This is a genomic window from Bacteroides sp. AR20 (genome assembly GCF_964250605.1).
GTDB lineage: Bacteria > Bacteroidota > Bacteroidia > Bacteroidales > Bacteroidaceae > Bacteroides > Bacteroides uniformis.
In genome coordinates this window covers 22547-44656 of sequence record NZ_CAXUGK010000005.1, presented here as the reverse complement: position 1 = coordinate 44656, position 22110 = coordinate 22547, and the positions used below count along the sequence as shown (strand labels likewise).

Annotated in this window: 17 protein-coding genes and 2 tRNA genes; 12 read left to right on the top strand and 7 right to left on the bottom strand. The window is 46.8% G+C overall.

All coding sequences use genetic code 11. The features are described 5' to 3' along the window. Positions 1 to 17: 17 nt before the first annotated feature. From ACESTD_RS04480 to ACESTD_RS04470, 3 genes are read left to right on the top strand one after another with little or no spacing between them, the layout of a single operon-like run. Positions 18 to 395 carry a VOC family protein gene (locus tag ACESTD_RS04480; protein WP_005832456.1) on the top strand — a complete coding sequence of 126 codons (378 nt, stop codon included), beginning with the start codon at positions 18 to 20 and terminating at the stop codon, positions 393 to 395. Positions 396 to 424: 29 nt separating this feature from the next. Then, positions 425 to 610, top strand: a complete 186-nt coding sequence (locus ACESTD_RS04475) for a hypothetical protein (RefSeq protein WP_008664928.1) — start codon at positions 425 to 427, stop codon at positions 608 to 610. Beyond that, a complete protein-coding gene (locus tag ACESTD_RS04470) occupies positions 607 to 1344 on the top strand; it encodes a bifunctional 2-polyprenyl-6-hydroxyphenol methylase/3-demethylubiquinol 3-O-methyltransferase UbiG (protein WP_117749864.1) in 738 nt (245 codons plus the stop codon). The genes ACESTD_RS04475 and ACESTD_RS04470 overlap by 4 nt, the downstream gene beginning before the upstream one ends. Before the next feature lie 75 nt (positions 1345 to 1419). On the opposite strand, the gene ACESTD_RS04465 is transcribed toward ACESTD_RS04470, so the two are convergent. The 4 genes from ACESTD_RS04465 to feoB form a co-directional block, all read right to left on the bottom strand. Beyond that, entirely contained in the window at positions 1420 to 1956 is a 537-nt protein-coding gene (locus ACESTD_RS04465) for a TlpA disulfide reductase family protein (RefSeq protein WP_005831535.1), read from the bottom strand. Between the two features lie 129 nt (positions 1957 to 2085). Then, positions 2086 to 2157, bottom strand: a tRNA-Cys gene (locus ACESTD_RS04460). A gap of 68 nt (positions 2158 to 2225) precedes the next feature. Then, entirely contained in the window at positions 2226 to 2441 is a 216-nt protein-coding gene (locus ACESTD_RS04455) for a hypothetical protein (protein ID WP_369739527.1), read from the bottom strand. Further along, positions 2441 to 4912 carry a ferrous iron transport protein B gene (gene feoB, locus ACESTD_RS04450; protein WP_008664930.1) on the bottom strand — a complete coding sequence of 824 codons (2472 nt, stop codon included), beginning with the start codon at positions 4910 to 4912 and terminating at the stop codon, positions 2441 to 2443. Before feoB ends, ACESTD_RS04455 begins: the two co-directional genes overlap by 1 nt. Before the next feature lie 346 nt (positions 4913 to 5258). Between feoB and tilS the strand changes: the two genes are divergently transcribed. Then, on the top strand, positions 5259 to 6527 hold the full coding sequence (tilS, locus tag ACESTD_RS04445) for a tRNA lysidine(34) synthetase TilS (RefSeq protein ID WP_005832470.1): 1269 nt from the start codon (positions 5259 to 5261) through the stop codon (positions 6525 to 6527). A 3-nt stretch (positions 6528 to 6530) separates the two neighbouring features. Here the strand turns inward: tilS and ACESTD_RS04440 are convergent, their stop codons facing one another. Continuing rightward, the gene (locus ACESTD_RS04440; protein ID WP_034526131.1) at positions 6531 to 7364 is read right to left on the bottom strand and encodes a 4Fe-4S binding protein; all 834 of its coding nucleotides are present in this window, start codon (positions 7362 to 7364) and stop codon (positions 6531 to 6533) included. 292 nt (positions 7365 to 7656) lie between these two features. Here ACESTD_RS04440 and rho point away from each other — a divergent pair, with 292 nt between their 5' ends. The 7 genes from rho (at position 7657) to ACESTD_RS04405 (ending at position 17183) form a co-directional block, all read left to right on the top strand. Then, positions 7657 to 9702, top strand: a complete 2046-nt coding sequence (gene rho, locus ACESTD_RS04435; RefSeq protein ID WP_016274278.1) for a transcription termination factor Rho — start codon at positions 7657 to 7659, stop codon at positions 9700 to 9702. A gap of 133 nt (positions 9703 to 9835) precedes the next feature. Continuing rightward, a complete protein-coding gene (locus ACESTD_RS04430; RefSeq protein WP_005831557.1) occupies positions 9836 to 11302 on the top strand; it encodes a sulfatase in 1467 nt (488 codons plus the stop codon). 193 nt (positions 11303 to 11495) lie between these two features. Then, on the top strand, positions 11496 to 12818 hold the full coding sequence (gene ffh / locus ACESTD_RS04425; protein WP_005831559.1) for a signal recognition particle protein: 1323 nt from the start codon (positions 11496 to 11498) through the stop codon (positions 12816 to 12818). Between the two features lie 11 nt (positions 12819 to 12829). Further along, positions 12830 to 13711, top strand: a complete 882-nt coding sequence (gene folD, locus ACESTD_RS04420; RefSeq protein WP_151853206.1) for a bifunctional methylenetetrahydrofolate dehydrogenase/methenyltetrahydrofolate cyclohydrolase FolD — start codon at positions 12830 to 12832, stop codon at positions 13709 to 13711. A gap of 7 nt (positions 13712 to 13718) precedes the next feature. Next, positions 13719 to 14864: a CapA family protein gene (locus ACESTD_RS04415; RefSeq protein ID WP_022402007.1), complete on the top strand. Its 1146-nt coding sequence runs from the start codon at positions 13719 to 13721 to the stop codon at positions 14862 to 14864. A 90-nt stretch (positions 14865 to 14954) separates the two neighbouring features. Then, positions 14955 to 15028, top strand: a tRNA-His gene (locus ACESTD_RS04410). A 460-nt stretch (positions 15029 to 15488) separates the two neighbouring features. Further along, the gene (locus tag ACESTD_RS04405) at positions 15489 to 17183 is read left to right on the top strand and encodes a B12-binding domain-containing radical SAM protein (RefSeq protein WP_022402006.1); all 1695 of its coding nucleotides are present in this window, start codon (positions 15489 to 15491) and stop codon (positions 17181 to 17183) included. Positions 17184 to 17244: 61 nt separating this feature from the next. Here ACESTD_RS04405 and ACESTD_RS04400 read toward each other — a convergent pair whose 3' ends face one another. Both ACESTD_RS04400 and ACESTD_RS04395 read right to left on the bottom strand, forming a co-directional pair. Beyond that, the gene (locus ACESTD_RS04400) at positions 17245 to 18747 is read right to left on the bottom strand and encodes a glutamine synthetase family protein (RefSeq protein WP_373158697.1); all 1503 of its coding nucleotides are present in this window, start codon (positions 18745 to 18747) and stop codon (positions 17245 to 17247) included. Between the two features lie 141 nt (positions 18748 to 18888). After that, the gene (locus tag ACESTD_RS04395) at positions 18889 to 19890 is read right to left on the bottom strand and encodes a beta-ketoacyl-ACP synthase III (RefSeq protein ID WP_005831570.1); all 1002 of its coding nucleotides are present in this window, start codon (positions 19888 to 19890) and stop codon (positions 18889 to 18891) included. Between the two features lie 306 nt (positions 19891 to 20196). Here ACESTD_RS04395 and ACESTD_RS04390 point away from each other — a divergent pair, with 306 nt between their 5' ends. Then, a complete protein-coding gene (locus ACESTD_RS04390; RefSeq protein WP_005832484.1) occupies positions 20197 to 22110 on the top strand; it encodes an LruC domain-containing protein in 1914 nt (637 codons plus the stop codon).

Genomic DNA, 22110 nt, shown 5'->3' with positions numbered 1-22110 from the left:
AAATCAGGAATAAACAAATGGAAATAAAAAGTAAATTCGACCATTTTAATATCAATGTCACCAACCTGGAACGTAGCATCGCATTCTACGAAAAGGCACTGGGGCTGAAAGAACATCATAGGAAAGAGTCGTCCGACGGCTCTTTCACTTTGGTCTATCTGACCGACGGCAGTACCGGCTTTCTGCTGGAACTGACCTGCTTGAAGGAGCACCCACAAGCCTACGAATTAGGAGAGAACGAGAGTCACCTCTGCTTCCGCGTATCCGGCAATTACGACGCCATACGCCAATACCATAAGGAAAACGGATGGGTATGTTTCGAAAACACAGCAATGGGACTGTACTTTATCAATGACCCGGATGACTATTGGATTGAGGTACTGCCGGAGAAATGATATTTTACATCACTAAAACAACGAAATATATGAGTATAGAAGAAGCGATGATGGGTGGTATTGTCTTCAAAGGCAAAAAGGACAAACCTAAAGAAGAAAACAAGATAAAGACCAAAGCCAAGAAGAAAACCTACATTACCGGGCAACACGGTTCCGCCTCAGCCAAAATGAAAGCAGAAATCCGCCGCAAACGCGCTAACAGACATAAGAAATGATAAATACAGCCTTATTGCCTGCCGACAAGGACCCGATGGGCGCAGCCATAGCCGATTACTTTAAACGGCATAAAGCCGACCGCCTACGCGTGTTCTCTTCACAATTCGATGAGGACGAAATTCCCGTCGAAGAGCTATTCCGCACAGAAAAGCAAATGCCCTTGCTGGAGCGTACTGCTCTGCAAATGGCGACCGGAAAGATTCTGGATGTGGGTGCCGGTAGCGGTTGCCATAGCCTTGCCCTGCAAGAAGCCGGAAAAGAGGTCCATGCCATCGACATTTCCCCGCTTTCCGTGGAGGTGATGAAGCAGCGAGGTGTGCGTAGCGTGTCACAAACCAATCTGTTCAATGAACAGTTTGCCGATGAATACGACACTATCCTGATGCTGATGAACGGTTCCGGCATTATCGGAAAGTTGGAGAATCTGCCTGATTTTTTCCGGAAGATGAAGCTACTGCTCCGGCCTGGAGGCTGTGTTTTAATGGATTCCAGCAACCTGAGCTATCTGTTCGAAGAGGAAGATGGCAGTATTGTTATCAACCTTGCCGGTGATTACTACGGAGAGGTAGACTTCCAGATGCAATACAAGAATGTCAAAGGCGACTCCTTTGACTGGCTCTATATCGACTTTCAGACCCTGAGCATCTATGCTGCCGAAAACGGCTTCAAAGCAGAGCTGGTGAAAGAGGGTACACATTATGACTATCTTGCCAAACTATCCCGACAAGCATAAAAGTGAAGTGCCCCCTAAAAGTTAGACAAAAACTTTTAGGGGGCACTTCTTTTTTTTATATCTTGCCTATGCCTGCTATTCAGAAAGCATCCCGTCAATCTCCTTCACCAGAGAAGCAAATTCTTCAGGGTTATACAAACGTGTCAGCTTCACAATACGCCCTTCCTTATCAATTAGGACATTGCGTGTGATGCCTGCCTTGCGGAGCGCATACTTCGCAAATATATCCGCTCCCGGGTCCAGCCCCAAAGGATAGGTCACTCCGGTTGACTTACCAAAAGCAATCACTTTCTCCAACGGCTCGTCACGGTCGATGCCAATCAGCATAAAATCCGGATTCGACTTATGCTTCAGCCATATATCCTTCTCAATGAAAGGCATCTCCTTACGGCATACCCCACACCAGCTCGCGGTAAACTGCAACATGACCACCTTCCCACGAAGTCCCGAAAGGGTAATGCTTTTCCCATCCGTCAGCTTCACTGTAAAATCTGGAGCCATCTCCCCTACCTTAACGATGTAGCCGGTACTGTCCGCCACTACATCCTGCGCCTTGCCTGCCATGCTGCACATAGCAAACAGACAGAAAATCAGAAATCCAACTTTTTTCATTTTATTCAATCTTTAATAAGTAAGCTGTAACTATTCAGCGAATGATATTTTATAGAATGGGCAAACAATTCCCTATAACAAAAAACTCCGAAACACTTTTAAAAAGCAGTTTCGGAGTTTTATTCTTCGAGGTACCTGGCAGATTCGAACTGCCGTACACGGTTTTGCAGACCGCTGACTAAGCCACTCATCCAAGGTACCGGTTCTTACAAGAACTCTTTATTTCTCGTTTGCGGATGCAAAGGTAGCACTTTTTTTGAAACTACCAACTATCCGCAACAACTTTTCTTCTTTTTTTTCGTCACTCCACTGCACTCCGCACGCTTCTTATCATACAAATTCTTTAGTTCACAGCCACTTGCACAACTATCACACGGATTACCATTTTCTTTGACCCGATGAGAAAAAGAATAAATACTCATGCCAATCCGCACAGCGCAGAGCAACAACAATAAGGCTACTACCCACTCCTGCCAACTATTCATCATAAAAACAGACCTCCTATCTGATAAATTGCGAAAGACATCAGCCAGGCCAGCGCAGTAGTATAAAGCCCCGCAAACACGGCCCACTTCCAACTGCCCGACTCCCCTTTAATGGCTGCCAACGTGGCGATGCACGGAAAATAAATCAGCACAAACACCATGTAACCGAAAGCCACCAGGGGCGTTATCGGAATGCGTTCACCCAAGCTTACGGCATCTGCCTCGGCATCGTCGGCATAAAGCACTCCGAGCGTGCTTACCACCAGCTCCTTGGCGCCCACGCCGGAAAGGATGCCGATGCCCAGTTTCCAGTCGAATCCCAACGGTTCGATGACCGGTTCCATGGCTTTACCAATCCGGCCGATGTAGGAATTCTCCTGCTGTTCCGTCACACTTTCATATTCATCGTGGTTGGGATAATATCCCAATGCCCAGATAACGATGGATGCCACCATAATGATGCCTCCCATCTTGCGGAGATACTGCGCCCCCTTCTCCCACGTATGGCGGAAGATGGCCTTGGACGTCGGCATACGATAAGGCGGCAGCTCCATGACAAACGGCGTATCGTCTCCTTTCACCAGAAAGCGGCAGAAAAGACGTGCCATGACCACTGCCAACAGAATGCCGATGGCATAGATTACTAACAGCACAAAGCTCGCATTGTTCGGGAAGAAGGCGCCTACCAGCAATAAATAGATGGGTAGACGAGCGCTGCACGACATCAGCGGATTGATGAGCATCGTCACCAGACGGCTCTTGCGGTTCTCGATGGTACGCGAAGCCATAATGGCGGGCACATTACACCCAAAGCCCATAATCAGCGGAATGAAAGACTTTCCATGCAGCCCCATTTTATGCATAATCTTATCCATAATGAAAGCGGCACGTGCCATATAGCCCGAGTCTTCCATCAAGGAAATAAAGAAATAGAGCAACAGAATATTCGGCAGGAAAACAATGACACCGCCCACACCTCCGATAATACCATCCACCAGAAGGTCCTTCAGCGGTCCTTCGGACATGTTGTTGCATATCAGGTCGCCCAATTCGCCTACCAGCCATTCAATCCCCTGCATAGGATAGTCGCCCAGCACAAAGGTGCCTTCGAACATCAGATAAAGGAAAAGGAAGAAAATGGGATAACCCCATACACGGTGAGTAACGATTGAGTCTATGATTTGAGTAGTGCGCGACGTATCCTGATGATTGTCCACATAGGTCTCGCGCAGGGCACCGGCTATAAAACCATACTTGGCATCGGTGATGGCCTGCTCGCTCTCCTCGTTCACCACCTCGGCAATCCGTGCCTCTTCCCGGTCGCGGACAGCAAGAATCTCCTTTCCATTGGGCAACTCCTCCACAATCTTTTTCAAGTCTTCGTCGTTCTCCAGCAACTTGATGGCAAGGAAACGCGTGGAATATTTGTGGCGGATGTTCTCATTGACGCTGATGACGCGCTTCACCTCCTCAATGCTACGTTCCAGCTCGGGACCGTGATTGATATGGATATGACGGTAGAAGCCACGCGGCTGTTCTATCTCTTCTTTATGGCTGCCGAAGTCATGGTCGGGAACATACTCCTGATGCCAGCTGCGAAGGTCACTCAATATCTCGCTGCGCATCCTGCCCTTATGGTCGAGGAAGTCGCCGCCTTCGTAAATATTGATAATCACATGGAACAGCTGTTCAATGCCTTTTCCGCTACGGCTGACCGTAGGCAACATCGGAACTCCGAACAACTGGCTGAGCTTTACATAGTCCAGCGTGTTTCCACTGGCTTCCAGCTCATCGTACATGTTCAGTGCAATCACCATGCGCACGTTCATGTCAATCAGCTGGGTGGTGAGATAGAGATTGCGTTCCAGGTTGGAAGAGTCCACAACATTGATAATGATATCCGGCGTTTCATTGATAATGTGCCGGCGGACATAGATTTCTTCAGGGGAGTAGGCCGAGAGGGAATAGGTTCCGGGAAGGTCGACAATACGGAAGTGGTAACCTTGGAAATCAAAATACCCCTCCTTGGCATCTACCGTAACGCCACTGTAATTGCCCACATGCTCGTGCGAACCGGAAGCGATGTTGAAAAGAGAAGTTTTACCACAGTTGGGATTTCCCACCAAAGCCACATTTATGGTGCGGCGTTTGCCGAGGGCCAGTTGCTTCAGCTCATCTTCGCCCAGATGCATGTTTTCGCCCAACCCCTCGTGGTAATCGGGCTGCACAGCCTGCTCCTTAGCTTCCTGCTCACTGATAATCTCTATCATCTCAGCCTCCTGCCGACGAAGAGAAATCTCATATCCCATTACTTTGTATTTGATAGGGTCGCGTAGTGGGGCATTCAGCAAGACCTCCACTGTTTTACCTTTAATAAATCCCATTTCCACAATCCGTTTGCGGAAACCACCGTGTCCCAGCACTTTTACGATTACACCTTTTTCACCGGTATTCAATTCGGACAAACGCATAGTCTTTCTGCCTTTCTTTTCTATTTTGGGGGCAAAGATAATACTTATGTCCGCAAGGCACAAATAATTTAGAATGTTTTTAAATAAGAGACACTAAACAATAATGCCCAGAAGGCAGAACACTACTTCCAGAGATACTAAATCGTAACTTCACCACACCTTTGTTCTTTTCTTACCACAGCTGTGGTAAGAAAAGAACAAAGGTGTGGTATGCATAAAACACAGCTGTGGTAAGATTAGCTTTTAGCAAATACGACCTTAGCCGATAGAGATTCTGAAAATAGATACTTGCAGATATGGCAATAAAAATCGTTTGCACTATCTTTGCACCACTCTATAGTTGAATATGCAGAAGGTAGTACAATACATCGAGCGCCACAAGCTCTTCTCGCTGGACGACAAGATACTTGTGGCACTGAGCGGCGGGGCGGACTCCGTGGCGTTGCTGCGCCTGCTCCTCAGCCTGGGATACACATGCGAAGCCGCCCATTGCAACTTCCATCTGCGCGGAGCGGAATCCGACCGCGACGAGCACTTTGTACGCCAACTCTGCCTGGAGCACCGGGTGACGCTGCACACCGTCCACTTCAACACGGAGCAGGAAGCAAAGGAACGGCATATCTCCATCGAAATGGCTGCAAGGGAATTGCGCTACGCGTGGTTCGAAAAAACAAGGGAAGCATGCAGTGCAGCTGTCATTGCCGTCGCCCACCATCAAGATGACAGTGTAGAGACATTGCTGCTCAATCTGATTCGCGGTACCGGCATCAACGGATTGCGGGGTATACGCCCCCGAAACGGACATATAGTCCGCCCCTTGCTCTGCCTGGACAGAAAGGAAATCGTCGGTTATCTGGAAAGTATCGGGCAAGCCTACGTGACGGACAGCACCAATCTGCAGGACGAATATACCCGCAACAAAATACGCTTGAACCTGCTTCCCATGATGCAGGAGATAAACCCCTCCGTCAAGGAAAGCATCCTCAAAACGGCAGAGCATCTGGACGATGCCGCCTCTATATATAATATAGGTATAGAAGAAGCCAAACTGCGAGTCAAGACACCGGAAGGCATAAGTATCGGCGCCCTGAGGCAAGAAGCGGCACCGGAAACGGTCTTATTTGAAATTCTGCATCCGCTTGGATTCAACGCCGCACAAGTAAGGGACATCTGCCGGACATTGGACGGACAGCCCGGCAAAGTCTTTGCCACCCCCGGCTGGCGTGTCATCAAAGACCGCGGCTCGTTGTTGATAGAACCCGTACAGGAAGCCGTAAAGCCGTTATTGGAAATGAAAGAGCATCCCTATGCACCGGATTTCATGATTCCACGCGACAAAGCTACCGCCTGCTTTGATGCCGACAAACTCCAGCATCCCCTATCACTGCGCCTTTGCAGGCAGGGAGACAGCTTCGTGCCCTTCGGCATGAAAGGCCGGAAGAAGGTAAGCGACTACCTGACCGACCGCAAGTTCTCCCTTCTGCGCAAAGAACGGCAATGGGTGCTTTGCTGCGGAGATGACATCATCTGGCTGGTGGGAGAACGGGTGGACAACCGTTTCAGAATAGACGAAAAAACCCGGAAAGTGTTGGTCGTATCAACCATCGACCAGTAGCCATCACAGAATGATTCTGTCCTCCTTCTGTTTCTTGAAGCAATCGGAAAGCAATACGGCAAACGGCGTGTCATACGTACGCGCCTTCTGCGGACAGCCTTTCACACAAGCACAACATTTGATGCATTTCTCTGCAACCGTATTGCACTCGTCTCCTTTTATAATGGCTCCTGCAGGACAATGCTTCACGCAATATCCGCAATGCGTACAACGTTCCGCATCCACTTGCGGAGTACGGGGCATAGGCACCCCACTCTTACGCAACTTGACGACTCTGCGCAAAAAGCGGAGCAACGGGAAGAAAGGCTGGCGCGGACGCTGGATACGGGTCACATCCACCCCATACAGTTTCTCCATATCTTCGGCCGCCGCAATTTTAGCACGTATCTTTTCACCAAAAAGCTTTGCATACTCCAAGTCGTCCGCATCCGGACGTCCGGCTGCCACCGGATATTTCTCACTGCTATAAGAGTGCTCTCCTACAAACGTAGCACCTGCAATTACCTTGAAGCCCAACCTCGTGACAAAAGCATCCAATTCCACCAAAGCCTTCTCATAGGCCCGGTTGCCGTACACCACCACAACCACGGCAGGTGCACCGTCAGCATGAAGCTCCTTCATCCGCTCCAATGCCAAAGGAGCCACATGACCGCCATATACGGGCACCGTGATGACCGCCAAAGCATGGGAAGGCACCTCCCTTTTACCCGCCGCCTCCAAGGTGAGGTCCACTTTGGAGACAGACGAAATTCCCGTTCCGTGAACAATTGCCTCTCCCACTTGTTTAGAGGTACAAGTAGGTGAAAAAGTTATCAACTGTACTTCATCTATATTCATAAACCAATCCTTCATGTTGTTGTTAATACAGCAAAGATAAAGTTTTAAATTTAAAAAAAAGATGATTTGTTTATGAAACCAAAAATATTTATTACCTTTGCACCGTTGAAACATTCTGCGACTTCTTGCTGTGGCAAGAATTGTTTATCAGATTTCCGGTTCAATAATAAATATCCCATATAAATCATATATCACAAGGTAAACTTGCCCAAGTTGCTTCCTACAACAACTGCAACTGTGCACTTATGCCTTTCAATAAAAGTAAATTTTAAACCATTCACATATATACTGTATGTATAACATCATTCAACTGAACGACAAAAATTTGTCGGAACTACAAACTATTGCCCAAGAACTGGGTATAAAAAAAACAGACTCACTCAAAAAAGAAGAACTTGTTTACAAGATACTTGACGAACAAGCTATCGCAGGCGCTACCAAGAAAGTTGCCGCCGACAAGCTGAAGGAAGAGCGTAAAGGGGAAAAGCAAAAACGCTCGCGCGTCACTGTAAAGACCGTAAAAAAGGAAGGTGCCGACAAAGTGTTCTCAGCCAATAAAAACGGAGACCTCACCAAAGCCAAAACAGAGGAAGCACCGGCTGCGAAAGAACAACCCAAAACTGTGGAAGCACCCCAAGAACCGACCATAGAAGCTGCAACGCCGGCGCCAGCCAAAGAAGCCGCCGTACCCAAACGCAAACCGGGACGCCCCCGCAAGGTAAAGGAAGAGACTGCCGCACCCCAAGCAACGGAAACCCCGAAGGTTGCCGAACCGGAATTGAATTTCGAGGCTAAAGCTCCGAAAACAGAACCTCAGGCAGAAGCCAAAGCAGAAAAGAATATCGTACCGGACGAAAGCCCTATCCTGGCCGAAGCGGCAGATGACTTCATCCCCATTGAAGACCTCCCTACGGAAAAAATAGAATTGCCATCCGAACTCATCGGCAAATTCGAAGCGACCAAAGCAGAAACTCCCGCCACTCCCACTCCCACTCCTGCCGCTGCCCCAGCCGAACCGCAACAGCCACAACGCCCGCGCCTCCGCGCCCGCGACAACAACAACCCATACAATAACAACAACAATAACAACCGCAACGGTGGCTATAACCAACAGCGCCCCGTGCAGCAGCGCCCTGCACAACCGTATAACAACGGAGAGAACTATCCCGCCGCTCCGGAACGCAAACCCGTAATAGAACGCGAGAAGACGTACGAATTCGATGACATCCTCACCGGAACCGGTGTACTGGAAATCATGCAGGATGGCTACGGCTTCCTCCGTTCCTCCGATTACAACTATTTGTCCTCACCGGACGATATTTACGTATCACAATCACAAATCAAATTGTTCGGCCTGAAAACCGGTGATGTGGTAGAAGGCGTAATCCGTCCCCCGAAAGAAGGCGAAAAGTACTTCCCGCTGGTAAAAGTATCCAAAATAAACGGACGTGACCCGGCTTTCGTACGCGACCGCGTACCGTTCGAGCACCTCACCCCCCTCTTCCCGGACGAGAAGTTCAAGCTTTGCAAAGGCGGATACTCCGACTCTATGTCGGCCCGTGTCGTAGACTTGTTTGCCCCCATCGGCAAAGGTCAGCGTGCCTTGATTGTGGCACAGCCCAAAACCGGTAAGACCATCTTGATGAAAGACATAGCCAACGCCATTGCCGCCAATCATCCGGAAGTCTACATGATTATGCTGCTCATCGACGAACGCCCGGAGGAAGTTACCGACATGGCGCGTACCGTCAATGCGGAAGTAATCGCCTCTACCTTCGACGAACCGGCAGAACGCCACGTGAAGATTGCCGGCATCGTCCTTGAAAAAGCAAAACGCATGGTGGAATGCGGACACGATGTTGTCATCTTCCTCGACTCCATCACCCGCCTGGCACGTGCCTACAACACCGTATCCCCGGCTTCCGGCAAAGTGCTTTCCGGTGGTGTGGATGCCAACGCATTGCATAAGCCCAAACGCTTCTTCGGTGCAGCACGTAACATCGAGGGCGGCGGTTCACTGACCATCCTTGCCACTGCCTTGATTGACACTGGCTCAAAGATGGACGAGGTTATCTTCGAAGAATTCAAGGGTACGGGTAATATGGAGTTGCAGCTCGACCGCAACTTGTCCAACAAGCGTATCTTCCCGGCTGTCAACATCGTTGCCTCCAGCACCCGCCGCGACGACCTGCTGCAAGACAAGCAGACACTGGACCGCATGTGGATTCTCCGCAAGTACCTTGCCGACATGAATCCGATAGAAGCCATGGACTTCGTAAAAGACCGTCTGGAGAAGACCAAAGACAACGACGAATTCCTGATGAGCATGAACAGTTAACAGCAACTGCATACAGATATTGTACAAAAGCTTCCATTTACGTTCATAAACGTAGGTGGAAGCTTTTTTTATATCCGTTTTTTCATACATTTGCCACCATACAATAACCTTGAACAAATAAAATCCAAATCTGATGAAAACGATTCACTCTTTTATGGGAATGGCATTGTGCAGCTTTCCGGTAATGGCACAGCAATCGCCCAATTTTCTTATTATCCAATGCGACCATCTGACCCAGCGGGTAGTAGGCGCATACGGTGCCGACCCCAGCTGCACTCCACCTATAGACCGAATTGCCTCCCAAGGTGTAACATTTGCCAACGCATACGTGGGATGCCCCCTCAGCCAACCGTCACGCGCTGCCTTATGGAGCGGACTGATGCCGCATCAAACCAATGTACGTTCCAACTCGGCCGAACACATCAATCCTCCGCTGCCCGACAGCATTCCGACCCTGGGAAGCCTCTTCACCGCCAACGGTTATGAGGCCGTCCACTTTGGCAAAACCCATGACATGGGTTCCCTAAGGGGATTCCGCCACAAGGAACCGGTTGCCAAGCCCTTCACCGACCCCGAATTTCCCGTCAACAATGACAGCTTTCTGGATGTAGGAACCTGCGAGGATGCCGTGGCCTATCTCAGCAATCCGCCGCAAGAACCTTTCATCTGCATAGCCGATTTCCAAAACCCGCACAATATCTGCGGATATGTAGGCGAAAATAAAGGGGAGCACATAGATAGCCCCATCAGTACCCCACTCCCGCTACTACCCGAAAACTTTGAAGTGGAAGACTGGGAAAAACTTCCGTTGCCCATTCAGTACATCTGCTGCAGCCACCGGAGGATGATGCAAGCCGCCCACTGGAACGAGGACAATTACCGGCACTACGTCGCCGCCTTCCAGCATTACACGCGGATAGTGGCCAGACAGATAGAGAGTGTACTGGAAGCCCTCTACTCCACTCCCGCCGGCAAAAATACAATTGTCATTGTACTGGCAGACCACGGAGACGGAATGGGGTCACACCGCATGGTAACCAAGCAGGTCAGCTTTTACGAAGAAATGACAAATGTGCCCTTCATCATAGCCGGTCCCGGTATTCATCCCCGTCAAAAACCGGTGGAAGATTTACTGACCCAACCCACTATCGACCTGCTGCCCACTCTCTGTGAACTGGCAGGCATTCCGGTGCCTTCCTCCAAGCCCGGCATCAGCCTTGCCCCTTTCCTGAAAGGCGAGAAGCAAAAGAGACAGCACCCCTATGCAGCCTCCGAATGGCACAGTGAATACGAAGTGACCGTCAGCCCGGGACGGATGATACGCAGTCCCAGATACAAATACACACACTATCTGGAAGGCAACGGGGAAGAACTGTATGATATGCTGAAGGATAAAGGAGAAAGACGAAACCTTGCCCATGACCCCAAATACTCAAAGATTCTGGCCGAGCACCGGGCACTGCTGGACGACTACATCCGCCGCACACAGGACGACTACCGAAGCCTGAAAGTTGAAGCCGACAAGAGATGGCGCAGCCACGCACCGGGATATCCCAACCACGAAGGACCCTGCGCCAGAGACATTATCAATAGAAAGTAAGCAAAAAGAACTAAAAAAAACAGAATAATATAGATGATTATCAGTGCCTTGACCGGCACTTCCATTCTTTTCGCCCATCCCGCTGCAAGTCTTCAATAATATTCTGCTTCAAAAGAAGGCAGTTAAAGGGATTTTTTGTACTTTTGCGCCTCAATAAGAGTAATTTGTAATTTAGTAATTGTAATTAGATACTATGTTCGATAATTTAAGCGAGAGACTTGAAAGGTCGTTTAAAATTTTGAAAGGTGAGGGCAAAATCACCGAAATCAATGTTGCGGAAACCCTGAAAGACGTACGTAAGGCACTTTTGGATGCCGACGTGAACTATAAGGTAGCCAAAAACTTCACCGATACCGTTAAGGAAAAAGCCTTGGGACAAAACGTGCTGACAGCCGTTAAGCCCAGCCAGCTGATGGTAAAAATCGTACACGATGAACTGACCCAGCTCATGGGCGGCGAGACTTCTGAAATAAACCTCGACTCCAAGCCTGCCATTATCCTAATGTCCGGTTTGCAAGGCTCCGGTAAAACAACTTTCTCCGGAAAGCTGGCCCGCATGCTGAAGAGCAAGAAGAACAAAAAGCCGTTATTGGTGGCTTGTGACGTGTACCGTCCTGCCGCTATCGAGCAGTTGCGTGTACTGGCTGAACAGATTGACGTACCGATGTACTCGGAACCGGACAGCAAAAATCCGGTAGCCATTGCCCAAAATGCCATCCAAGAAGCCAAAGCCAAAGGTTACGACCTTGTAATTGTCGATACAGCCGGTCGTCTGGCAGTGGATGAGGAGATGATGAACGAGATTGCCGCCATCAAGAAGGCCATCAATCCGGACGAGATTCTGTTCGTAGTGGATTCAATGACCGGTCAGGATGCAGTGAATACCGCTAAGGAATTCAACGAACGGCTCGACTTCAATGGTGTAGTATTGACCAAACTGGATGGTGATACCCGCGGTGGTGCCGCCCTTTCTATCCGTTCGGTGGTAAACAAGCCCATCAAGTTTGTAGGTACCGGTGAAAAGCTGGATGCCATCGACCAGTTCCATCCCTCACGTATGGCCGACCGTATTCTCGGTATGGGTGACATCGTATCTTTGGTGGAACGTGCGCAGGAACAATATGACGAGGAAGAAGCCAAACGCCTGCAAAAGAAGATTGCCAAGAACCAGTTCGACTTCAACGACTTCCTGAGCCAGATTGCACAAATCAAGAAAATGGGTAACTTGAAGGAACTTGCCTCCATGATACCGGGCGTAGGCAAAGCCATCAAGGATATAGACATTGACGACAATGCCTTCAAGAGCATTGAAGCCATCATCTACTCCATGACTCCGGAAGAACGCAGCAATCCGGCCATTCTGAACGGTTCACGCCGCCAGCGCATTGCCAAAGGTAGCGGTACGAATATTCAGGAAGTAAACCGCCTGCTGAAACAGTTTGACCAGACCCGCAAGATGATGAAGATGGTCACTGGCAGCAAGATGGGTAAGATGATGCCGAAACTTAAAAGATAAGATAACAGCCTATGACACTGATTGATGGAAAAGCAATTTCAGAGCAAGTAAAGCAAGAGATTGCAGCAGAAGTAGCCGAGATAGTGGCTCGTGGGGGTAAACGCCCGCATCTGGCCGCCATTCTTGTAGGACACGATGGAGGTAGCGAAACCTACGTTGCCGCCAAAGTAAAAGCATGCGAAGTTTGCGGATTCAAGTCCTCACTTATCCGTTACGAGGCAGACGTTACCGAAAAGGAACTGCTCACCAAGGTACGCGAATTGAACGAAGATGCGGATGTGGACGGTTTCATCGTACAGCTTCCCTTGCCCAAGCATATCTCCGAGCAGAAAGTGATTGAAACCATCGACTACCGCAAGGATGTGGACGGCTTTCATCCCATCAACGTGGGACGGATGTCCATTGGCCTTCCCTGCTATGTATCCGCTACTCCCAACGGTATCCTCGAACTGCTGAAGCGCTATCAGATAGAGACTTCAGGCAAGAAATGCGTGGTATTGGGACGCAGTAACATTGTCGGCAAACCCATGGCTGCCCTGATGATGCAGAAGGCTTATCCCGGCGATGCCACAGTGACCGTATGCCACAGCCGCAGCAAAGACCTGGTAAAGGAATGCCAGGAAGCGGACATCATCATTGCTGCGTTGGGACAACCGAACTTTGTTAAGGCGGAAATGGTCAAGGAAGGCGCTGTCGTTATTGATGTAGGTACTACCCGTGTGCCCGATACCTCCAAGAAATCCGGATTCAAGTTGACCGGTGATGTGAAATTCGACGAAGTAGCTCCCAAATGTTCATTCATTACCCCCGTACCGGGAGGCGTAGGTCCCATGACCATCGTTTCCCTTATGAAGAATACATTGCTCGCCGGCAAGAAAGCAATCTACCAATAACAAGGCGATGAAAACGCTCGCCGTCTTCATTGTTGTCCTACTGTATAGCGTAACCCTTTCCTCGCAGGAAAGGATTACGCTATTATTTGTCGGCGACCTGATGCAGCACCAGGCACAAATAGACGCTGCACATGTATCTGAAGGAAAATATGACTACTCCTCCTGCTTCTCCCTCATAAAAGAGCAAATATCCCAGGCAGACCTCGCCATAGGAAATCTGGAAGTCACATTGGGGGGCAGGCCCTATCGGGGCTATCCTATGTTCAGCGCCCCCGATGAATATCTTCAGGCCATAAAGGACGCCGGATTCGATATTTTACTGACAGCCAACAACCACTGTCTGGACCGTGGAAAAAAGGGAATGGAGCGTACCATACAATTGCTTGACTCCTCCGGTATTCGTTACGCAGGCACCTACAAGAATCTGTCGGAGCGCAGGCAACGCTATCCCCTGTTCATCAACAGAAACGGCTTTCGCATTGCCCTACTCAACTATACTTACGGCACCAATGGTATCAAGGCTACCTCTCCCAATATCGTAAACTATATTGATAAGAATACCATCCTGCAAGATATCCAAAGTGCCAAGGCACGCCAACCGGATGCCATTATTGCCTGCATGCATTGGGGAGAGGAATATCAGTCCCTTCCCAACCGTGAGCAACGCGAACTGGCCAACTGGTTGCTCCAACAAGGCGTAACACATATTATCGGTTCACACCCTCACGTCATTCAACCGATGGAACTACGTACCAACGGTACCGAACAGCACATCATAGTCTACTCCTTGGGAAACTTCATTTCCAATATGAGCAAGGCCAACACTGACGGCGGCCTTATCTTCACTTTGCAGTTGGAGAAACATCCTCTCCCCCAACCCACCCGTCCCTCTTACACCGGTCAGAGTCAGACGCCCCTGCCAGACTCCAATCCTCTGCCTTTTCCATACTGTCGTGTTTCCTATTGTGGATATAATCTGGTCTGGACCGGCCGGCCGGAACTTACTAAAGAAAAAAATTACATTCTTTATCCTGCCAGTTTTCCTACAGAACATTTAACGCCGGAAGCTCGTAAACACCTGGAAATCTTTGTCAAAAGCTCTCGAAAGCTGCTCCAGCAGCACAATATAGGTATCTACGAGAAGAAAAAATAATGCAGAAATCTCAAAAATTTTCGTCTCATTCTTTGCAATATTAAAGATTATCCCTATCTTTGCACCGCATTTAAGAAATGCACTAACATGGTGGCTGTAGTTCAGTTGGTTAGAGCGTCAGATTGTGGTTCTGAATGTCGTGGGTTCGAGTCCCATCTGCCACCCGCAAAGAAGAGGAAATTCGAAAGAATATTCCTCTTTTTTTGTTATTGTCCAAACAATCCCCCAAAGGGAGGCAACGTGGAATCAATGTAAAAAATTGTAGGGATACTCCTCACAGAGTATCCCTACATCATAGGAAGGAATCAATTACCTAAACCAGTCCTTGTACAAAAGAGTTTACTTTCTCAAAATGTTCAAAATAGCTGGAAACTTATTCCGATATTTTGCATTCTGTATCAATCACACTTAATAGTACTTCCTTCCTTACTTTATCAAGCCAGTGATAAGACAACCCGTTATCACCTTATAGAAATAAGAATACAAAAAGAATATTTCATCTTTCAAAAAACATTCTATACCAATAACTCTACTATTTTCGATTTCCGACATGCAAATATAACCCTTTTTGTTTATACGAAAAGCAAAATCAGTTATCTTTGCAAAGATGAAATTCAATCAAATATGAAAATTCTCTGGATAGACCTCAATAGCTCGTATGCACACTCTTCGTTGGCACTCCCTGCACTGCACGCACAAATAGCAAAGAACAATTCCGTAAAATGGGAAATCGTATCTGCCACCATCAATGAAAACGTAGGAATGATTGTCGACGAAATATACCGGCACCAACCCGACATCATTGCCGCAACGACATGGTTGTTCAACCACGAACAACTGTTGCACGTCACAGCGAGATTAAAAGCATTGCTTCCCAATAGCTGCTTCATCTTGGGTGGACCTGAATTCTTAGGAAACAATGAAGACTTTCTGCATAAAAACCCTTTCATCGACTGTGTATTCAGGGGAGAGGGAGAAGAAGCATTCCCCCAATGGCTGTCTTGCTGGAACCAGCCGGAAAAATGGAACAGTATTCCGGGACTCTGCTATATGAATCCTCAAAAGCAATATATAGACAACGGCATAGCCCGTGTACTTAACTTTTCACGGCTCGTACCACCGGAAAACAGCTGTTTTTTCAACTGGAGCAAACCATTCGTACAACTGGAGACTACCCGAGGCTGTTTCAACACATGCGCATTCTGCGTCAGCGGTGAAGAAAAACCGGTGCGCACACTGTCCATTGAAAGTATCCGTGAACGCCTTCAAATTATCCACAGTCATGGAATAAAAAACGTACGCGTCCTCGACCGGACCTTTAATTATAATCCGCGCCGTGCTAAAGAATTACTGCAACTTTTCCTGGAATTCAACCCGGACATATGCTTTCACTTAGAAATACACCCTGCACTATTATCCGAAGAGCTGAAAAATGAATTGAAAAAGCTACCTAAAGGATTGCTCCATCTCGAGGCCGGTATTCAAAGCCTGCGCGAACCGGTCCTCCAGAAAAGCCGTCGGATGGGAAGCCTGGAGGACTCACTGCAAGGTCTTCGTTTCCTATGTTCCCTACCCAATATGGAAACACACGCCGACCTCATTGCCGGCTTGCCTCTATACCGCCTATCCGAAATATTTGAAGATGTGCGTACACTTGCCGGATACAATGCCGGCGAGATACAGCTTGAATCCCTGAAGTTACTTCCCGGCACAGAAATGAGAAGAAGAGCGGAAGAACTAGGCATCCGATATTCTCCTCTCCCCCCTTATGAAGTGCTTCAAACAAATGAAATCAGTGTCAACGAGCTTCAAACAGCCCGGCAACTGTCACGTCTTCTGGATGGATTCTATAACACAACTGCTTGGCAAGCCATCACCCGCAAGCTGATTCTGGATGACAACGACTTCCTACGTCGCTTTCTGGAATTTTTAATCGATAAAAATCTTATAGACCAGCCCATGAGCCTGGAAAAGCGAGGCCTCGTACTCTATGAATTCTGCAGTATGCATTATCCGGCCTATAAAATCATGGTCACCATTGCCTGGATAGAGGCAGGCATGTCATTAAAGAAAAAACCAGCAGAGAAAGTCAAGACCAAGCGCCAGATGCCACCGGAATATTGGGAAGTCATCTATGGAAACTACAAAGAAAGCCTCCGCTTATGTTTTCTACCCATTGACGACAATACCCAAAATGGTTATTGGTTCGGCTTCGAATCGGAAATACAAAAAGCAGAACCAGTATTCAAAGCCAAAGGAATAATGGAGAGGTATCAAAATACACAATCACCGCAGATTAACACAGATAAAAGTTCTTGATTATCAGAAATTCTATAGCAATCTGTGTAACCTGCGGCGAGTTATGCCCTCATTTCTTCTCCTATCCGCAGTGGAAATACTTCTCGACCAGTTTCAGCATCTCCTCCGGACTGTCTTGTATCTCTGCACGCAAGGTTCTATCCTCGTAAGAACGCAGTTTGGAAATAACCCCATCAACCATTGCAGGACTGAACACATGATATTGCTCAAAGACAGCACGCTGTCTTTCCAAACAATCGGCAGAAGCGGCACAACTGTCAGGAAGCTGTTCCAGTTGTTTCAACTTATCTTCATTTTCTTTCTTGTGGATATTTACATTGACATATGTTTTTTCTGCAATTCCTAAAGCATCGTCTATCTCAAATCCATAACGGCAAGCTACAGTAAGTCCGGCAATCAATTGATACAAATCGGCCGAACCGTCAGGCGAACGCATTTCCACCGTCTGTTTCTGTGTAGTATCATAATGACTTGGGGTCTCCAACGGATTTGCCAACATGCACATATCCGTTTTTGCCGACCAGCCCAACGGAACGCGTACCAATACCGAACGGTTGCGGTCGCCCCAGCAAATGTTGGTCGGTGCTTCCTGATGAGGAACCAGACGAAAATAGGAAGTAGGATTTGTATTACCGAAAGCTGTAATGGAAGAAGCCAGCTTCATCATGCCCGCAATGGCCTTACGGGCTGTTTCAGAAAGTGCCCCATCTTTCAGCATCTGGTTCTGCCCGTCCTTCATGATACGCATATGTATATGTAATCCGGAACCGGCTTTTCCTGCCGTGATTTTCGGTGCAAAAGTAATGTTATATCCATACTGGCTAGCCAGATTACGAATAACCCATTTTGCTATCACCAGTTGGTCAGCAGCCTCCTCGGCACGCACCGGCAGGAATTCTATTTCATTCTGCTCATAAATCTTATCGTCCAGCGTAAAATTACCGACTTCAGAATGCCCATACTTTATCTGTCCGCCTGCCTGCGCAATATATGACATACATTCCGTACGGAAATCATTGAACTTGGCATAAGGGGCCGATTCGTGATAACCACGCTGGTCGGTAGCCGGGAACAATCCGTCATTTTCAGAAATGACATAATATTCCAATTCTCCCATAGCCTGAAATTCCATCCCCGTAACCGTAGTGAATGCCTGACATGCCTTACGCAGGGTATATTCCGGAGAACTTTCCAGCGGTTCACCATCCTTATTGAAATAAGAACAGAGCATTGACAGTGTGGGCAATTCAGAAAAAGGGTCTATAAAAGCGGTCCGGAAACGCGGCACTACATACAAATCACTGCTACCGGCCTCTATAAACGGAAACAAGCTGGAACCATCTACGCGTTCACCACATGTAAGTATGGCATCAAGGTATGCTTCATTATTGATGACAAAGTTCAGTGTCTTCAGTCTCCCGTCTGCCGCAGGATACATGAAGTTCACCATACGAATGTCGTTCTCCTTTATATAGGAAACAATGTCTGCTTTCGTAAATTCGGAAGCCGGTTTTTGAAGGGCAGCCACCAATAGATTGGGGCTCATGGATAATTCCTGGTTCATAATACGCTGATTGTTTTTAGTTTTCTATATGGTTAACAAAACACATGCAATTTTCTGTCACAATAAAAAACTGCTGTTTCGCAAAGATACTAAAAGTTGTATCAGAAAAAAAACAAACAACCTAAATCTTATCAGTGAGCCTCAACCTTTTCCGTCGTATCCCCACTTCACGTAAATAGCTCCCCAGGCAAATCCTGCTCCGAATGCTGTAAAAATCAGTTTATCCCCCTTTTTAAGCTTATCCTCGAAATCCCATACACACAACGGAAGCGTGCCGGCACTTGTATTTCCATACCGTTCTATATTGACCATTACCTTTTCGGGAGATACTCCCAAGCGTTGCGAAACTGCAGTAATTATACGCATGTTTGCCTGATGGGGAATCACCCAGTCAATGTCCTCCTTCGTCAAGTGATTCCTCTCCATGACCGCCTCACAAGCATCCGCCATATTGGCCACAGCATATTTAAAGACTGTACGTCCTTCCTGATAAATATAATGCATCCGATTGTCCAGTGTATAGTAAGATGGAGCACATACGGAACCTCCTGCTTTGATATGTAAAAAGGGCAGACCTTTCCCGTCTGTTCTCAATACGGCATCCATTACTCCCATATCTTCCCGGGTGGGTTCCAGCATGAAAGCGGCAGCACCGTCACCAAAAATCGGACAAGTGGCACGATCGGTATAATCAATCACCGACGACATTTTATCAGCCCCTACTACAATGACCTTCTTGTATTTTCCCGAACGGATAAAATTGGCTCCAGTTTCCAATGCATACAAAAAGCCACTACAAACAGCCTGCATATCAAAAGCAAAAGCATTCTTAAGCTTTACTCTCTCACATAATATGGATGCTGTTGAAGGAAAATGATAATCGGCCGTTGTAGTGGCCACAATCACCAAATCAATATCATCAGGATTAGATTTTGTACGTTGCATTAATTGTTTTACAGCTTTACGGGCCATAAACGAAGTCCCCAATCCTTCTTCGTGCAAGATACGTCTTTCCTTTATACCGATACGCCCCATTATCCACTCATCTGTCGTATCTACCATTTTGGATATTTCTTCATTGGTCAGAATATAGTCAGGAACATACCCTCCCACTCCCGTAATTACTGCATTTATTTTCTCCATTAATTCTATCTAGTTTAGTATTGGAATCGGCTCAAAGATAATATTCTTAAAACGCCGAGCGCAAATATACTGAAAAGAGGGTAAAATCCAATAAAGGAAGAACAAAAAGACACTCCCGACAAACTATCACATGGATATACAAAAAAAATCAACTGTCCTTTTTCTATCATTCTTTTGTCAATTTTGTATCAATGAGTTTGAGCAATACAGACTAAATTTGCATAATAAAATGTATCGGGTATTTAAAGAGCAAGTAACTAATCAAAAATACATACAAATAAAATTAACATAACATTTTTATATCTTATGAAACAAAACCGCTTAATTAGCATTGGGGCTTTCATTTTAGTGCTTGCACTTTCAGGCCTTATGACAGGTTGTATGGAGAAAGACGTATACGACCCGAATCGTGAAAAAGAACCTCTTCCTGACCCGGATAAATATTTCGGCTTTGAGATGCGCAGTGATGTCCGGCTTTCTGTCAACTATGACATTTACGGGTTTATTCCTTTGATAGAAATTTACGGTGAAAATCCGATGGAAACAGTGGAAGGTACGCCGATAAAGAAAGAGGGTATAGAAGCCTTGTTCAAAACCTATACCGACAACAGCGGTAAGTATGAGGGAAAAATGCAGCTTCCTACCTATCTTAATAAAGTTTATTTATATACTGCGACATGGGGATTGCCGGGATGCATAGAACTTGAAATTAAAGACAATGCTGTCATTTTTGACATGTCGGCAAAATCAAATCCTAAAACAAAGTCTGTCACTCGCGCTTCGTCTGATGTACCTTATTTAGTAAACAAATCCCAAAATCTATACTCACTGTGCTATTGGGGAGAAGGAGGTCAGCTGAACAGCCAATATATGACAAAGGAAAAAAATATTGGTAATGAAAGTATTTTGGATTTGACAGACCGGATGAAAACATTCTTCAATAAAGGAGGACAAGACAATTCAAAATTACTTGGTAATGGAAAAACTATCAATATTTCGATAAAGGAGGACAACACCGCATTGAATCTCATTTTTCTCAATCGAAGTGCAAGTTATAACAATACTTTCGGATATTATTTTTATAAAACCGGAACGTCCGTCGATGTAGACCAAGTGAGGAAATACATTATATTCCCCAATGTGTCTTTTGACTGGTATGGCGGCCAAATATTGATTTTAGAATCCGGGAATAAAGTTCGTCTGCTTTACTTCGATGAAGACGGCCAAGCCCATGATACATTCCCAGCAGGATATACAGTAGGCTGGTTTCTTTATGCCGACGGTTTTAAGAACGGTTATGGAAATAATTTAGAAGATTATCTTAAATTGCCTGATTTATATAATCCATACAATTCAAATCTTCGCACTTCCAATCCCCAAAACAACATGTCGGCCTTTGTCTCTGTTAAAGACCAAAAAAGCGGCAAGACGATTCTTGGAGCAGAAGATGGTGTAAATCAAAGCTACTGTGACCTTTTATTTTATGTAGATGCTACTCCGGGAAGTTCTATTGACGATCCTGAAAGGCCGTCTATTCCCGATGAAGGTGATAAAGAAGAACCCAAACCCGATGAAGATGAAAATGTTACCGGCACACTGGCATTCGAAGATATTTGGCCTTCCGGTGGCGATTATGACATGAATGACGTAATTGTAGAATACGAACGCAAAGTCTATTTCGACAAAAAGAATATAGTAACGAAGATCGTTGACGAATTCACTCCGGTACATGATGGCGCTACATATGTTAACGCATTTGCCTATCAGATAGATGCAGCACAAATTGGCGATAAAATCACTTTGCCGGAAGGTGCAATATTGGAAAAAGAGACTTCGTCCATTATCGTAATGTCCAATGCCAAACAGAATATAGGCAATAAATATGTAGTCACCAGAGAATTCAACGGTTCTTTCCTAAAGAATCAGCTATTGTCCTATAATCCATACATCATCGTAAAATATTCACAAGGAGAACAGAATCGCACAGAGGTTCATCTGCCCAAACACAAAGCTACAGCTTATGCCAATCAGTCATTGATTGGCAGCAATGATGATGCTTACTATATCGACCGTAAAGGAGCATATCCATTTGCTATCGATATACCGATGCTAGGGTTTACCCCGGTAACAGAAAGGAACAGAATTGACAGCCAATATCCCGGTTTTGCTACATGGGCAAAATCAATGGGAAATGACTGTAAGGATTGGTATAAAAAATAA

Coding starts and splice junctions, on each gene's coding strand:
- ACESTD_RS04390 (WP_005832484.1), top strand. CDS start 20,197: ATGAAACAAAACCGCTTAATTAGCATTGGGGCTTTCATTTTAGTGCTT.
- rho (WP_016274278.1), top strand. CDS start 7,657: ATGTATAACATCATTCAACTGAACGACAAAAATTTGTCGGAACTACAA.
- ACESTD_RS04440 (WP_034526131.1), bottom strand. CDS start 7,364: ATGAATATAGATGAAGTACAGTTGATAACTTTTTCACCTACTTGTACC.
- folD (WP_151853206.1), top strand. CDS start 12,830: ATGACACTGATTGATGGAAAAGCAATTTCAGAGCAAGTAAAGCAAGAG.
- ffh (WP_005831559.1), top strand. CDS start 11,496: ATGTTCGATAATTTAAGCGAGAGACTTGAAAGGTCGTTTAAAATTTTG.
- ACESTD_RS04480 (WP_005832456.1), top strand. CDS start 18: ATGGAAATAAAAAGTAAATTCGACCATTTTAATATCAATGTCACCAAC.
- ACESTD_RS04475 (WP_008664928.1), top strand. CDS start 425: ATGAGTATAGAAGAAGCGATGATGGGTGGTATTGTCTTCAAAGGCAAA.
- ACESTD_RS04415 (WP_022402007.1), top strand. CDS start 13,719: ATGAAAACGCTCGCCGTCTTCATTGTTGTCCTACTGTATAGCGTAACC.
- ACESTD_RS04400 (WP_373158697.1), bottom strand. CDS start 18,747: ATGAACCAGGAATTATCCATGAGCCCCAATCTATTGGTGGCTGCCCTT.
- ACESTD_RS04470 (WP_117749864.1), top strand. CDS start 607: ATGATAAATACAGCCTTATTGCCTGCCGACAAGGACCCGATGGGCGCA.
- ACESTD_RS04455 (WP_369739527.1), bottom strand. CDS start 2,441: ATGAATAGTTGGCAGGAGTGGGTAGTAGCCTTATTGTTGTTGCTCTGC.
- ACESTD_RS04465 (WP_005831535.1), bottom strand. CDS start 1,956: ATGAAAAAAGTTGGATTTCTGATTTTCTGTCTGTTTGCTATGTGCAGC.
- feoB (WP_008664930.1), bottom strand. CDS start 4,912: ATGCGTTTGTCCGAATTGAATACCGGTGAAAAAGGTGTAATCGTAAAA.
- ACESTD_RS04395 (WP_005831570.1), bottom strand. CDS start 19,890: ATGGAGAAAATAAATGCAGTAATTACGGGAGTGGGAGGGTATGTTCCT.
- ACESTD_RS04430 (WP_005831557.1), top strand. CDS start 9,836: ATGAAAACGATTCACTCTTTTATGGGAATGGCATTGTGCAGCTTTCCG.
- tilS (WP_005832470.1), top strand. CDS start 5,259: ATGCAGAAGGTAGTACAATACATCGAGCGCCACAAGCTCTTCTCGCTG.
- ACESTD_RS04405 (WP_022402006.1), top strand. CDS start 15,489: ATGAAAATTCTCTGGATAGACCTCAATAGCTCGTATGCACACTCTTCG.